Annotated in this window: 11 protein-coding genes; 7 read left to right on the plus strand and 4 right to left on the minus strand. The window is 38.1% G+C overall.

Annotated elements, in window-relative coordinates; genetic code table 11:
• Window positions 1-209: 209 nt before the first annotated feature.
• The 6 genes from AB3G38_RS01545 to AB3G38_RS01570 all read left to right on the plus strand — a co-directional run bounded on the left by AB3G38_RS01545 (window position 210) and on the right by AB3G38_RS01570 (window position 8,342).
• Window positions 210-2,594, plus strand: a complete 2,385-nt coding sequence (locus AB3G38_RS01545) for a glycoside hydrolase N-terminal domain-containing protein (protein WP_367866737.1) — start codon at window positions 210-212, stop codon at window positions 2,592-2,594.
• 707 nt (window positions 2,595-3,301) lie between these two features.
• Window positions 3,302-4,276 (plus strand): 2,3-diaminopropionate biosynthesis protein SbnA, encoded by a 975-nt coding sequence (gene sbnA, locus AB3G38_RS01550; RefSeq protein WP_367866738.1) that lies wholly within the window; start codon window positions 3,302-3,304, stop codon window positions 4,274-4,276.
• Complete coding sequence (locus AB3G38_RS01555; RefSeq protein ID WP_367866739.1) at window positions 4,219-5,265, plus strand: hypothetical protein; 1,047 nt, start codon at window positions 4,219-4,221, stop codon at window positions 5,263-5,265. The genes sbnA and AB3G38_RS01555 overlap by 58 nt, the downstream gene beginning before the upstream one ends.
• A gap of 98 nt (window positions 5,266-5,363) precedes the next feature.
• Entirely contained in the window at window positions 5,364-7,133 is a 1,770-nt protein-coding gene (locus AB3G38_RS01560) for an ABC transporter ATP-binding protein (protein ID WP_367866740.1), read from the plus strand.
• A 14-nt stretch (window positions 7,134-7,147) separates the two neighbouring features.
• Complete coding sequence (locus AB3G38_RS01565; RefSeq protein WP_367866741.1) at window positions 7,148-7,801, plus strand: MBL fold metallo-hydrolase; 654 nt, start codon at window positions 7,148-7,150, stop codon at window positions 7,799-7,801.
• A 13-nt stretch (window positions 7,802-7,814) separates the two neighbouring features.
• Entirely contained in the window at window positions 7,815-8,342 is a 528-nt protein-coding gene (locus tag AB3G38_RS01570) for a carboxypeptidase-like regulatory domain-containing protein (RefSeq protein ID WP_367866742.1), read from the plus strand.
• A 104-nt stretch (window positions 8,343-8,446) separates the two neighbouring features.
• Here AB3G38_RS01570 and AB3G38_RS01575 read toward each other — a convergent pair whose 3' ends face one another.
• The 4 genes from AB3G38_RS01575 to AB3G38_RS01590 form a co-directional block, all read right to left on the minus strand.
• Entirely contained in the window at window positions 8,447-10,930 is a 2,484-nt protein-coding gene (locus AB3G38_RS01575) for a DUF5686 and carboxypeptidase regulatory-like domain-containing protein (protein WP_367866743.1), read from the minus strand.
• Window positions 10,931-11,165: 235 nt separating this feature from the next.
• Window positions 11,166-11,702 carry an STM3941 family protein gene (locus AB3G38_RS01580; protein ID WP_367866744.1) on the minus strand — a complete coding sequence of 179 codons (537 nt, stop codon included), beginning with the start codon at window positions 11,700-11,702 and terminating at the stop codon, window positions 11,166-11,168.
• Window positions 11,696-12,235 carry a hypothetical protein gene (locus tag AB3G38_RS01585; RefSeq protein WP_367866745.1) on the minus strand — a complete coding sequence of 180 codons (540 nt, stop codon included), beginning with the start codon at window positions 12,233-12,235 and terminating at the stop codon, window positions 11,696-11,698. The genes AB3G38_RS01580 and AB3G38_RS01585 overlap by 7 nt, the downstream gene beginning before the upstream one ends.
• Before the next feature lie 118 nt (window positions 12,236-12,353).
• A complete protein-coding gene (locus AB3G38_RS01590) occupies window positions 12,354-12,896 on the minus strand; it encodes a biliverdin-producing heme oxygenase (protein WP_367866746.1) in 543 nt (180 codons plus the stop codon).
• A gap of 175 nt (window positions 12,897-13,071) precedes the next feature.
• Here AB3G38_RS01590 and AB3G38_RS01595 point away from each other — a divergent pair, with 175 nt between their 5' ends.
• Window positions 13,072-14,598 (plus strand): GAF domain-containing protein, encoded by a 1,527-nt coding sequence (locus AB3G38_RS01595; protein ID WP_367866747.1) that lies wholly within the window; start codon window positions 13,072-13,074, stop codon window positions 14,596-14,598.
• The last annotated feature ends 9 nt before the right edge of the window (window positions 14,599-14,607 follow it).

The following is a 14,607-nucleotide window of genomic DNA, read 5'->3' on the forward strand; positions in this document are numbered from 1 at the left end:
TAATAAATATAGCCTGGCTTTTAAAATTGGTTTTTTTTTGACTTAGAAGTAATTTTTAATTCTTATCTTAAATCACTAAATTTCATGGTGACGACCAGATATGCTGATTTTTATAGCCTATATCGTTTAATCATTGGCTAATAAAGTAAAACCAGCATTTCAATTATTTTCTTTAATTTAATCCTGACCAAATTTAAGCTATATATCAAATGAAGAAACTTTTCCTTTTTTTTGCCGGCCTCCCGTTGCTTGTAATTCAAGCTTCTGCACAACCAAATAACCATAAACTCATTTATGATAAACCCGCCACGCAATTTGAAGAGGCACTGCCATTAGGAAATGGCAGAATGGGAGTGATGGTTTATGGTGGTGTTCAGACTGAAAGATTTTCGTTGAATGAAGCTACATTATGGGCAGGAGGACCTGTTAATCCGGACATGAATCCGCAAGCGAAAACTTATCTAAAGCCAGTAAGGGAAGCTTTGTTTGCAGAAAACTATAAAAAAGCAGATTCACTGGTGCATTTTATGCAGGGCAAATTCTCAGAATCTTATGCGCCGCTTGGTAACCTGTTTTTTAATTTTAAACATCAGGGAGAGCCTGTGGCTTATCGAAGAGAGCTTGATATACAAAATGCAAAGAGTAAAGTCAGCTATACACTTAATGGAACAGCTTATACCCGGGAAACTTTTATCTCTCATCCGGATCAGCTGGTTGTAGTCCGGCTTACTGCAAGCGGAAAAGATAAGCTGGATTTTACCTGCCATTTAAACAGTCTGCTAAGGCATAAGGTATCTTCAAATGGTAAAGTCCTGTCAATGAACGGACATTCGCCTGTACATGTTTCTCCAGGTTATTACAGGAACGAAGTGATCTGGGATGATGTCAATGCAATGCGTTTTACTGCGCAGCTTAAAGTGCTTAAAACAGATGGAAAGTTTAATACAGAAGATAGTGTGCTGCATATTTCAGGTGCACGTGAAGCGGTTATTGTGCTTTCTATGGCAACCAGTTATAATGGGTTTGACGTCAATCCGGGTACCCGTGGAAAAAATGAATTAAAAATAGCGGATGATTATCTGAAAAAAGCGGTTTCTTATGCTGTGCTTTTAAAAAATCATACGCAGGATTTCAGAAAATATTATGACCGGGTACAGCTTACTTTAGGCGATGAGGACCGTGCAGAGCTGAATACTGCAGACCGGTTGAATGCCTTTGCTGCTGGTAAAAATGATAATGCACTGGTTGCTTTATATTATCAATACAGCAGGTATCTATTGATCAGTTCATCAAGGTCAGGCGGGGAGCCTACCAATTTACAGGGAATCTGGAATGAAAAAGTACAACCACCCTGGAGTAGTAATTATACAACCAATATCAATGCTGAAATGAATTACTGGGGTGTGGAAACTGCAAATTTGCCTGAGATGCATCAGCCATTACTTGATTTTATAGGTCGTCTGGCAAAAAACGGCGCTGTAACAGCCAGGAATTATTATGGAGCGGGTGGCTGGGTGTTACATCATAACAGTGATATCTGGGCGATGACCAATCCTGTTGGTGATTTTGGAAATGGTTCTCCGGCATGGGCAAACTGGCCAATGGGTGGTAACTGGATGGCTACTCACCTTTGGGAACATTACGCTTTTACACAAGATGCAACCTATTTAAAAGCGCAGGCTTACCCGTTGATGAAAGGTGCAGTACAATTTTGTCTTGATTTTTTAGTTGCAGATAAAAATGGCTATCTTTTAACTGCTCCCTCAACTTCGCCAGAAAATAATTATATCACGCCATCCGGATATGTTGGCGCTTTATTATATGGTGGTACGTCCGATTTAGCTATTATCAGAGAATTATTTAATGATTATGTAAAGGCAAGCGAGCTGTTAAATGCAGATCCTGATATACGTAATCAGGTTAAAAACGCTTTAAAAAGGATGTTGCCCTATCGTATAGGCAAGGCAGGGAATTTACAGGAATGGTATCATGACTGGAAGGACGAGGATCCTAAGCACAGGCATGTTTCTCATCTTTTTGGTGCTTATCCGGGTTATTCTATTACCTCGGCAGCAAACCCTGAGCTGGCCAATGCAGTCAGAAAATCTTTAACTGTGCGTACCAATGAAGGAACCGGGTGGGCAATTACCTGGAGAATCAATTTGTGGGCAAGAATGCAGAATGGGGAAAGAGCCTACGATGCGTTAAAAAAACTATTGCGTTTTGTAGGTAACGGGGCAGACGTGAAAATGAACGGTGGTGGTACTTATGCGAATCTGTTTTGTGCGCATCCGCCATTTCAGATTGACGGCAACTTTGGCGGAGGAGCGGGTATTGCAGAAATGCTTTTACAAAGTCATCAGGGGTATATTGAACTGTTGCCGGCTATTCCTGCCGAATGGAAACAAGGGCAGGTTAAGGGCTTGATTGCCAGGGGAGGGTATAGTATTGATATGCAGTGGGAAGATGGTAAACTGATCTCGGCACAGTTGAAGGCTAAAAAAGCAGGGAATTGCAAGATTAAATACGGAAATAAAATAATCAGCTTGCCTGTGGCCTCAGGAAGCACTTATAACCTCTCTGAGTTGCTGTAATCAGCAACTCAGATTTACTTTCTGCTGAAAATTCCGTGATGTTCACCTAGGGCAATCGTCAATTGGTGTAATAATGAATAGATTTTATTTTTTATAATTTAACTTTAAGGCATCTCTTAGTAATTAGAGTTAATACGTATTTACAAGATAGTTATAAAAAAAATAAATATCCTGTAAGTTGTTGATTACGTTTGTGCTAATGAGTGTGAAGTTGAATAATTATTGATAAATAAAGGAGTTTATTTCCTGTAAAAAGGGAATAGCTGTTTTACTGTGGAAGACGCAGCGATGTGAAAGGTTTTAGAGATGAAATCATAATCAGATTGCTTTCTGTGTTATTTTGTTTATCTTTTTTTGTTCCTGCTGATATATTTTGTTAATGATAATAAGTTGTTCAATTAATAATATGTTAATGTATGTTGCTTTACTTTATAAAATATCTTAATAGATTAAATTGATTGTTCGTATGGCAGAATTAAAGGAGTGCGCATTAAAATCAAATCTGCGCTCATCAAAGAACAGAGATTGTATCTTTTACCCTGTATGGGAACTATGCTTTTATTTGTTTTGTTTTTTAATTCCAGTAGTGAAAATGCAAACTTTTATACTCTATTAAGAAATAATTAATCGAATTAAATAGTAACCTTCTACAAACCATTTTAACAAATTATAAATTAGTCAATCTCTTATCTTTAGCTCACCTACCCATGTTAAACGAACTAGGAAAACTCGCTGCCTTTATTGGCAATACCCCCCTAATTGAACTGAAAAATAATGAAGCCAACCTTTTTGCAAAGTTAGAATACAATAATTTTTCGGGAAGTTCAAAAGACCGTGCTGCATTCAGCATCATTTACAACGGTATCAAATCGGGGAAAATTACGGACCATACAACTATCATTGCGTCGAGTTCAGGTAATCTTGCCATAGCAGTTGCTTCTATCTGTAAAAGACTTAAATTAAGATTTATCCCGGTAATCGATCCTAATATTAATTCCTCTTACGAGACTTTATTAAACCTCATGTCTTACCAGGTTGTGAAAGTTACCGAAAGAGATCATACCGGAGGATACTTGTTAACCCGGATTAATGTCGTGAATGAATTACAGGAAAGAACGCCGGATTCTTTTATTGCTGATCAGTATGGAGATCCTAATAACTATAAAGGTTATTATGGACTTGGAGAAGAAATTATTGCCTCTTTTGATCGTCTGGACTATATTTTTGTTGCAGTAAGCTCCAGCGGAGCGATTACTGGTATATCTGATTTTATCAAGAGAAAAAGACCAGAAGTGAAAATTGTAGGGGTAGATGTAGAAGGTTCTGTCATTTTTAGTGACAAGCCTGTCAAACGTTATATCTCAGGAATAGGCGCGAGCCAGGTTCCTCCGATTATGGAAAATGCAATTATTGACGATGTGGTTATTGTTTCTCAAATGAGTATTATCAGAGGTTGTAATGAACTGCTGAATGAGCAGGCAATTTTTGCAGGAGCTTCTTCAGGTGCTGTTTACCTGGCTGCGAAAAATTATTTCAGATTTAATGGTAGTGATCCCAAAGCTACTTCGCTATTGATTTTTCCAGATAAAGGCCATACTTATTTAGATACCATTTATAACCAGGAATGGGGTATACAACTGGCAGCCAGGTTAAACGAAGAAGTCCTTTCCATCAATTTTTAAGTCGTAAAATAGAAATCATGTTATATCTGAATGCCAATAATATTAAAGAGATAGGTTTTAATTGGGAACAATTAACCTCAGTAATCAAGGACGCAGTAGTACAGCTTCATGCTAACGACTATTCACAGCCAATTAAGCCTTATTTAAGATTTGGAGATCCTAAAAACAGGATTATTGCGATGCCAGCTTATATTGGCGGAGAGAATCCATGGGCAGGTATCAAATGGATTGCTAGTTTTCCTGATAATATTTATAAAGATAAACTAAGAGCAAATTCCGTTACTATTTTGAATGAACATGATTCGGGAATACCGCGTTGTATCATTAACACCGCAACGGTCAGTGCAATCAGAACTGCGGCCGTATCCGGTTTAGTAGTTAAAGAGTTTATCAATGGATACAATAGTGACCGGAAGCTAATTGTCGGGATCAATGGTTTCGGCCCGATTGGTCAGATGCACCTGAGAATGATTACTTCCATTTTAGGTGAAACTATTGATAAAGTATTGATACATGATCTGAATCCTATTGATGTCAATAATATCGACGATGAAATTGCAGCGCAAACGTTTATCGTGTCAAGCTGGGAAGAATGTTATCGGGAGGCCGATATATTTATCACCTGCACAGTTTCTGATGCACCTTATATTAATCTTCCGCCTAAAAAGGGTTCTTTACAACTGAATGTCTCTTTGAGGGATTACACAGTAGATATGAAAGACTTTATGGATATCATTATCGTAGACAACTGGGAAGAAGTTTGCAGACAGAATACCGATATTGAAAACATGCACAAACAAAAAGGACTTTTGGAAAATGATACCTGGTCAATTGCGGAAATTGTGAACAAAGGTATTTTGGGGAAAAGAGCAGCGACTGATGTAGTGATGTTCAATCCAATGGGAATGGCTATTTTTGATATTGCAGTTGGCGGATATTATTATCGTGAAGCACTGCATAAAAATATGGGTTTCGCATTGCCGGATTAATTACCAATCAATCATTTGTTTATTTTATGAAATTTATGCTTTATAGCCCGCCTCAATGCGGGCTGTAATGGCGTATTTTTTAATGCAAAATTTTCTCAATGCAAAATCCGACAGTTGTTAAAGTTAAAAGTGTCAAGAGTAATTCTCTTAAACCATTATTACGTTTATTACATTATGTAAAGCCCTATTGGCTGGAATTCAGTTCAGGACTTTTTTTGCTGATGGTGGCCAGCGTATCTGGTTTGGCGCTGCCAAAATTACTCGGGCAATTGATTGATGGCGGGAAGCAGGGTATTGAATCTGGTAAAACTACCTATATAGGCTGGTTGCTGATTATTATTCTTGTGCTGCAGGCGATATTCTCTTTTTTCAGGGTAGTCTTGTTTGTGAACGTGACGGAGAAAACACTGGCTGCTTTACGCCAGACAGTCTATAGTCATCTGATCAAAATGCCGATGCGTGTTTTTTTGCACAAACGTGTAGGGGAACTGAGCAGCAGGATTTCGGCTGATATCACGTTGTTGCAGGAAATATTCAATACTACATTAGCAGAACTGGTGAGGCAATCGGTCATTATTATTGGTGGCCTGGTTTTACTGATGTATACTTCATTCGAACTGACTATTTTCATGCTGCTGTTATTACCGGTCATGATGGTTGTGGGAGAATTGTTCGGGCAATTCCTGAATAAATATGCAATGCAGGTACAGGATAAGGTAGCCCTGTCCAATACTGTTGTAGAAGAAACCTTGCAGGGGATTTTCAGTGTGAAAGCTTTTGTCAGTGAGTTTTTTGAAATTGGGCGCTACCGTGAACATACGAACGAAATGGCCCGGTTAGGAATGAAAGGCGGTAAGTACAAAGGTTTATTTAGCTCATTTGTTATTATCGGGATGTTCGGAACACTGGTCGCGGTAATCTGGCGTGGGGTAACCACAGGAGTGGCTTCAGGTGAACTTATTTCTTTCTTATTGTATTCTATATTTATTGCCACTTCTATTTCTGGTCTGGCAGAAGTATATACTTCTTTACAGAAAAGTATCGGAGCAACTACCCATCTTTTCGAATTGCTGGAAGAACCGGTAGAGGAACTGACAGATTTCAAGAGCATTGCACCGGGAAATCTGCTTCATGGAACAATCGCTTTCCGTAATATTCACTTTCATTATCCTACAAGGGAAGATATAAATGTGTTGCAGGGGGTGTCTTTTGAGGCCTTTTCAAATCAGAAAGTCGCGATTGTTGGCTCAAGCGGAGCCGGTAAAAGCACAATTGTGTCCTTATTATTGAGACTATATGACCCTTCAAAAGGAGGGGTGTTCTTTGATGGAAGGGACAGTGCGAGTATTCCATTATCGGAATTGAGAGCGCAGATTGCAGTTGTTCCACAAGATGTTTTTCTTTTTGGCGGAACCATTGGAGACAATATTGGTTACGGCAGAAAAGGTGCTTCCAAAGAGGAAATTATTGCTGCTGCGGAAAAAGCAAATGCCTGGGAGTTTATCCAGAGATTTCCAATGGGATTGGATACCATTGTAGGGGAGCGGGGAATACAACTTTCCGGCGGACAGCGTCAGCGGATTGCAATTGCCCGTGCGGTATTGAAAGCTCCGCGTATTTTAATACTGGATGAAGCCACATCGGCACTGGATTCAGAGTCTGAAAGACTGGTGCAGGATGCGCTGGATAAATTGATGGAAGGACGTACGTCTATCGTGATTGCGCATCGTCTGGCTACAGTAAGGCAGGCTGATAAAATTATAGTACTTCACCAGGGGCAGATTGTTGAAGAAGGTACGCACCATGAACTGATTGATGTGAGTGGCGGCTTGTACCGGAACCTGAGTGAAATGCAGTTTACGAACTAAATAAAAGGATATTTATGGAGGTGAAACTTTTTCGCGTTTCTGATGGGAAGATGAAAAATCAATGTTATCTGATTCATGAGGGCGAAACTGGTGTACTGGTTGACCCGGCATGGGATTATGAGCTGATCAATGATTTCTTATCAGCGCATCAAATTATATTAAAAGGAGTGCTTTTAACACATTCGCATAAGGATCATGTAAATCTGGCCTCAACTTTTGCGGAGCTGCATGGAGTTCCGGTTTATATGTCTGCAACTGAAATCAGGGACTATAATTTTAGTTGTCAGAATTTGCAACCGGTTTACCATTTGGAAGAGCTGATCATAGACAATTTAAAGATTATGCCTGTAGTTACACCGGGGCACACTTCAGGAAGTACCTGTTACCAGGCTGGATCTCACTGTTTTACCGGAGATACTGTTTTTATTGAGGGTGTAGGAGCGTGTGGTATTAACGATATTGATGCGCTTTATAATTCTGTGCAGTTTTTTAAAGGTTATTTTTCTAAAAATACGCTGATCTGGCCGGGACATTCTTTTGGGATGGCGGCCGGGCAGGAACTGGATTTTCTGATGTCTAATAATCTCTATTTTATGATTGATGAAAAGAACATGTTTGCCGATTTCAGAATGCGTAAAAACAGACCTGATCCTTTAGCCTTTAAATAAAAAAGAGGTCTTATTGAGAAAACGTAATCTGCCTGCAGTTAGACACTACCTGGTAGACGGCGCGTCTCAATACGACCTCTTTTTTGATGAAGTAACTATTTTTCAGGCTTTGCTGATTATGGGGCATTTGTCCTGCTTAAGCGGTATTATAATCGATAAATTTATTCATCTCAAAAAGATGAAAAAATTAGTCCTGTATATCAGCTTGTTATGCTTATTTGCTATTTTAATACTCAGTTTTACGGCCAGTTCAACCGCAGAAACTGTTTATTATCAGATAGCTAACCGGGAATCTATGCTTGATATTGTTGTAATTGATGAAGGGGCTAAGCCTTTTCCGGGTGCAGCGGTAAGATTAGTAGAACTCAATAAAGACACGATTACGAATGCTGATGGGATAGCAGCACTAAAAACCTCTCAGCACAGTTGTATCATGGTTGTCTCCTTTATTGGTTATCAGTCTAAAGTAATCAGGGTGATCCGTGGAAATACCACACCTTATAAAGTGGCACTGTATCCTGAGCGCTTAACTAAAAAATAAATTCGTTGTTTGCAAATTAAGAGGCCATATCTTTGCGATTGGCCTCTTATACAGGATTCTTATAATTGCTTTACTTGCACCTTATAATCGCTTTTATTCGTACCTTAGAATCCTGCTGAGATCCTGAATCCTGTAGTACTTTGGTTATCTTTTGAAGCGCTCATGTTATGATAATTAAAAGCTTTAACAAAGTTTAACCTTAATCCAAAGCGCTGTACACCGACATATACTTCCGTGTAATTTTTGATCACATCAGAAGTCAGGTAATTTACTCCCGCAACTTCCTGTAGTTTTAACATTTTAAACAACGGAATTTTACTCACAAAAAGGCCTCCGAAATTATGTTCGAAATGCCCTTCCAGAAATTCCTTTCCTGTACTGAATTCATAAGGACTGAGCAGCATAAAACCATCGGTAAACTGAGTGTAAACCACAATATTACTCCCTGCAAAATGCTTGAAATCCATATAATACAATTTGTCCCTGTTGAGGAATTTCCCTGCTGCTAAACTATATTTGAAGGTACCGATCATCCCCAGTCTCTTGTTTGAATCAAAAACACGGGCACCTGCATAATCATAGTCTACAGCTGAGTTTAACAAACCTTTTATCCCTTTACGATAATCCAGCTGAAGCTTTGGATAAACAGAACCCTGTCTGATCCTGAAATCAGGACGCTCAATATAACTTTGAGCAAAGGTGATATTTAGTGATAAACCAAGGGTAAGCGCCTTGTTTGCCACAAATGCGTAATCATTGCCCAGGGTAGGGTATGGATTATTTGCTGTAAATTCTTTGTCAGGAAAGTCTTTAGCTGTTCTGAAAGAAGTATTCAGCAAAGGCGTTCTGCTGGCATATTCAAGACTACCTGAAAGATATAATCCATTACTGAGTTCTCTGCCTGAATTGATATTTACAAAATCCTTTTTGTATAGTTTTAAGATATTATTCTTATCAAACAACGTACTGATTGTATTGAAAAGGGCAGGTATAGCGTCGTAGTTTGTGTTAAAATCGGCGTAGCTTGTTCCTCCGCGGATTCCGGCATAAGCATTGTATTTTGGATCATATGTATAGCTTAAATTTGCATTGGCACTCAATTTTTTATTTTCGAAACCATAGCGTGGATTCAGCTGCATCACTAAAAAAGTACTGTCTTTCAATGTTTTTTTATAGGTTATTTTAGGGTTATAGATCCAGCCTTCTATTGTATTATAGTTAATGCTAAAAAGTGGTCCGCTTATGCCCCAATGTTCTTTTTCTTCCGTGTTTTGATGGCTATATCCCAAAAATAATGCTTTTAAAGGCTTGAATTTATTCTCTTTTCTATCAATTGAATCACGGTATTGAGCAGAACTCCGTACCAGTTTAATACTGTCTTTTTTTACATAATCCCTGCGCTCATCAGGGGTCAGCAGCATTGGACGGATTCCTGCCCAATAAGTTGAATCTTTTTGATTCGCATCAGCATTGACTTTCATTACCCTGTTGGTAAAGAACTTTGGCGGAAAATCTGGTTCAATATTATAGTTATTGAACACACCGGTATAGGTACCTGTAAATTTGAAGCCCAGCAGACCACCTGAATAATCATACCGCTGACTGGCCAGCATCCATTTATCTTGATTAACCGGAATGAATTGTTGTTTGATATGCAGGGTGTCAATACCTTCAATAATTGAATTATTGGTAATCGCCAGATCTGTACTATGAATGCGCCAGCTGTCATCAATGATATAAATGTAGCCATTAAATACCTGGTCGTATTTGCGGCGTGAAATTACCTGTATCTTGTTGATCCAGTCATTACCTTCTCTAAAAGTTCCTATAAATTTATAGCGGTAAAACAACATGGCGTTATCAGCTACAGGTGAGACGAAACCTACATTACTCAGCTCTTTAATATCAATGGTGTTTTTATAAAAACTAATCAGAAAATCTGTAGCCTGATTAAAACTAAAACCGTTACTATTGCCGCTCACTTTTGAAGAAATCATTTCTTCATTGATTTTACCCGGCTGCTGAAAGTTAAATTTAGAAACCGATTCAGAAAGATAGAGTATCCCTCTTTTACCGGAATCCAGCCCTATGTTTTTAAGGTCATCCTGTACATTTCTGCCCAGGAATTTCTTAGGCGCATTTTTAAGTTTGGTTACTCCTTTAATATAAGTGTCACAAGAAAATGCTTGTACTTCTGTGAGGTGCTGCTTGCGTTTTTTGATCGCATTTCTGATAATTTCGTAGGCTGGGTCTTCTGAATTTGCTTTAATCACCACATCTTTAAGCTGATATACCTCAGCTTCCATAATGACAGACAAATTCATATCTGCGCTGATATCGACTTGTTTAATTAGCTGGTTATAACCTACGGCTTTGAAAATTAAGGTATAATGGCCTTTTTCCAGTTTGAACTGATACTCCCCGTTGGTATTGGCAGAAGTACCTTTAGTAGTACCCTGAATATAAATACTCGTAAATGGAAGCGTATTGTTTTGTTTATCGGAAGTGACGCCTTTAAGGATAAACTGCTGTCCAAAAACCAGGTTTGCAGCGAAAAGGAATAGTAAGGAAAGTAATAGTTTCTTCATGTATATAATAACTTAGGACTAAGTTGGTTATATTATTTGTATAATATCATGTAGCAATAAGTTAAAATAAGTTAAATTAACTAAAACAGGAAGGCTTTTTCTTATACCTGCCTGTTTCAATTGTTATACTCAATTATCGTTATTAAATTGATTGCTGGAGGTACGGATAAAAATATCAAAAAAGGGTGATCATGATTTATGATACACCCTCATGTTATTCAGAAATTAACATTTTTTACAGCGAAGCAGCCCCTGGATTTAGGTGCGCCTTGTATGCAGTTACCTGATCAAAAAGTTCTTCTACGCTGATGTCCAGAACTGAAGCAGTCATATAAATTTGCAGATCCTGATCTTTTTCCAAAGCAATTGAACTCAGTTTTTTGCGAATCTTTGCTGAATACGGCTCAGGATTATTAATAATTAAAGTAACCAGTGTATCTCCTCCAACTTTATGAAGCTGTATATCATCAATATCCTGCCATAAAATTAAACCAGCGGCTTTACTCACAGCAGTAACCTTTGCCGTGATTCCTTCTGGAGCCAGCACAATTAAAGGAGACTTATCTTTTAAGGAAATCATCGTTTTTATGATAATAATAGCCAGTATTATACTGCCTATAGAAGAAAAAGCAACACCTTTCGCAATTATAGTTCCGTCAGAAATGATTCCGCTGCTGTACAACAGGATCAGCAGCATGAGTACTAGTACGCCTGACAATATCAATAATAAGTTAATTGATTTCTTTCTGTTTCTGAAAAATTCTACTACCATTTGACGTTCAGGTTATTTTCTTCTGCGAATGCTTTTCCGTTTTCTAATAAAATGGAATATTTCTTCTCAAATTCAGTATTGTATTTTTCTTCAATAGCTTTGATTAGCTTATCTTTTTGTTCCTGCGTCCCTTTTGCATCACATAACTTAGCATAAGCAGTATATTCATTTTTATAAACTGGCAGAACGAATTCATAAAGCGCGATAGCCTGATCCTGGATGACTTTTCTTTCGCCGCTTGCACTTAAGGCTTTGATGTCCTTCAGAGATTTCTCAATATATAAAATTTGATTTTTAATGTAGGTAACGGCTTCATCACCTTTTTTCTTCGAAGAAGGGATATCCGGATATTCAATGGTTTGCCCATTGATTTCTCTGGCCATTGCCGGTGTCGCAAATCTGGATATGGAATTCGTGTTTAAGACTGCAATACCGAAAAATTTGTCTGCGGTTTCAGTACAGGATTGTAGAAATAGAACAAGGGTGGCGGCAACAGCTAACTTGGCAGCGGAATGTTTAATAATGTTTGTCATTAAATTATTGATTGGTTAAATTTATTTTTCACCTTCAATAATCAGGCCGATTATGCCTTTAAGGCTGTATTATTCCTGCTTTCTGAGGTTAAGAACTAACTGAGAAAGCAGGAATATATTAAAATACTTTGGCGAAGCAATTGAAAGTTTCATTGGCTACTTCAACTGCTCTGCTTTCATCGGCTGCATTTTTGCCAGTCTGATCTAAAGCCTGTACAAATTTCCCCCACATACTGCCGGTTTCTTCACCATAGCCAGAAAAGAAAGATACTCCTTTGGTAACTCCACCTTTAGCCAGCATTTGTACAATGATTTTACCGCCCATAATAGAACCTTCCATTACATATAAAGCGGCCATTGCGTCCAGTGCATTTTTGATCTCAGGTACTTTAATTCCTGTTGCTGCAGTAGCCTCTCCGCCCAGTTCTATGATGTCCTGTTTGATATAAGCAGAGTTCCTTCTTTGAGGCAAATCTGAAAGGACTTCTGGTGTAATATAAGGTGTTATCGCGTTTTCAAGTGCACTGAAATAGTCATTGAAATTTTTAAGAAGGGCTATATAATCTTCGTCACTGCGAATCGCTTTAAGTTTTAAAATAACTTCTTTTTCCAGTTTTTGATGTGCAGGCATGGTAGCCTCTTTGATGATTGAACTGATCATAATAGTCTGTGTATGGCGGCTAAAATAGTAATTATTAAATAGACCATCTGCAATTGAAACTTTAAAAATTCTAAATCAAAAATCGGAATTGGTATATTATTTGGTGAAGAAAAAACACAAGCAAAAATACTTTATCTTGCTCCATGTATAATTAACCTCTGATTTTTTATTCAAGATGACCAATAAAAAAAACTTTGATTCTGACTTCTGCGGCAGTTTACCCTTACACCATATCAACTCTATACAAGACTACGGTTATTTATTAATTGTTGACAAGAATCTGAATATTATACAGTTAAGTGAGAATGTAGTTCAATTGACAGGTAAAAAGACCGATGAGCTGATCAATAGTCCGCTGGCAGATTTTATCCAGCAGCAGGATCTGCTTAAGATTGAGGAATTATTAAAAAAGGGGCTATCTAAAAGAGTACCCCTTTATCTTCAGTTCCGGGAACAACAAGGCACAAATTTATTACTGGCCTTGTTACATGTTGAGACAGATTATATCATTATTGAACTTGAAAAACAAGAAGAAAGCAGAAACAGAAGTTTCGCCGATGTTTATCAGGAAATAAAATATATCAGTACCGCTATTGATCAGGCTGATAGCGTACAGGAAGTTTGCAATATCGCCATTCATGAACTGCGTAAATTAGCCGGATTTGATGGGGTTTTAATGTATCAGTTTGATAGTGAATGGAATGGTACGGTCATCGCAGAGGAAAAAGATGAGCGTCTTGATCGTTATCTCGGACAAACTTTCCCTGCTTCGGACGTGCCTAAACAGGCCAGGCAAATGTATCTTAAGAATCCTTATCGGCTAATTCCTCACCGCGATTATGAAGCAATCAGATTATACCCTGTAATCAACCCGGTAACCAACGCATTTATAGATCTTTCTGATTGTAACCTGAGGGGAGTAGCCAAAGTACATCTGGAATATATGAAGAACATGAATGTGAAAGCTTCCATGTCAATCAGGGTAATTTACAATGAGACTTTATGGGGTTTAATCTCCTGCCATCACCTGGAACCAAAATATCTGGGTTATGAGTTATGCTCTATATTTGAATGGTTGTCTGAAGTGATTTCTACCAGAATTTCATTGATCATTAACAAACAGGATTATAGAAATATTAAACAAATTCAGGAAAAGCGTGTTGCATTAGCTGATCAGATTTATGCCCATGATGATATTACTGCCGGCCTTTTAAAAGATGATTCAAGCGATATACTTCAGTTGTTCAATGCTTCGGGGGTCTTTATCAGGACAAATGGCAGATCAGAAACGAAAGGGGATATTCCTGATAAAATTGATTTATATAATCTAATACAATGGCTGGAAAGCAGAAATTTAGACACCGTATATTCAACCAGTTCATTAGCTGATGTATATGAGGATGCTGCTGAGTATCCAGCTCTGGTAAGTGGCCTGCTTTTTATACCAATCGACAGGATTACAGGTGATTTTCTGGTCTGTTTCAGACCAGAGGCTATCAGAAATATTGATTGGGGAGGTGATCCTAATCATGCCATCAATTTCACTGCTGATGGTAAAAAGTATCATCCCAGAACTTCATTTGAATTGTGGAAACAAACCGTAGAGAAGCAAGCCTTACCCTGGACTAAAAATGAACTGGAGGTTGCAGAATCTTTAAGGAGCTTCCTGTTCGAATTTACAATTAAACAAGCACAACAATAGAAAAGCATA

This window comes from Pedobacter sp. WC2423 (assembly GCF_040822065.1).
Taxonomy (GTDB): Bacteria; Bacteroidota; Bacteroidia; order Sphingobacteriales; family Sphingobacteriaceae; genus Pedobacter.

What these genes read in the sequence shown, in the direction of transcription:
- AB3G38_RS01575 (WP_367866743.1), bottom strand. Translation starts at nt 10,930, where the DNA reads ATGAAGAAACTATTACTTTCCTTACTATTCCTTTTCGCTGCAAACCTG.
- AB3G38_RS01595 (WP_367866747.1), top strand. Translation starts at nt 13,072, where the DNA reads ATGACCAATAAAAAAAACTTTGATTCTGACTTCTGCGGCAGTTTACCC.
- AB3G38_RS01560 (WP_367866740.1), top strand. Translation starts at nt 5,364, where the DNA reads ATGCAAAATCCGACAGTTGTTAAAGTTAAAAGTGTCAAGAGTAATTCT.
- AB3G38_RS01590 (WP_367866746.1), bottom strand. Translation starts at nt 12,896, where the DNA reads ATGATCAGTTCAATCATCAAAGAGGCTACCATGCCTGCACATCAAAAA.
- AB3G38_RS01555 (WP_367866739.1), top strand. Translation starts at nt 4,219, where the DNA reads ATGGGGTATACAACTGGCAGCCAGGTTAAACGAAGAAGTCCTTTCCAT.
- AB3G38_RS01545 (WP_367866737.1), top strand. Translation starts at nt 210, where the DNA reads ATGAAGAAACTTTTCCTTTTTTTTGCCGGCCTCCCGTTGCTTGTAATT.
- AB3G38_RS01580 (WP_367866744.1), bottom strand. Translation starts at nt 11,702, where the DNA reads ATGGTAGTAGAATTTTTCAGAAACAGAAAGAAATCAATTAACTTATTA.
- sbnA (WP_367866738.1), top strand. Translation starts at nt 3,302, where the DNA reads ATGTTAAACGAACTAGGAAAACTCGCTGCCTTTATTGGCAATACCCCC.
- AB3G38_RS01565 (WP_367866741.1), top strand. Translation starts at nt 7,148, where the DNA reads ATGGAGGTGAAACTTTTTCGCGTTTCTGATGGGAAGATGAAAAATCAA.
- AB3G38_RS01585 (WP_367866745.1), bottom strand. Translation starts at nt 12,235, where the DNA reads ATGACAAACATTATTAAACATTCCGCTGCCAAGTTAGCTGTTGCCGCC.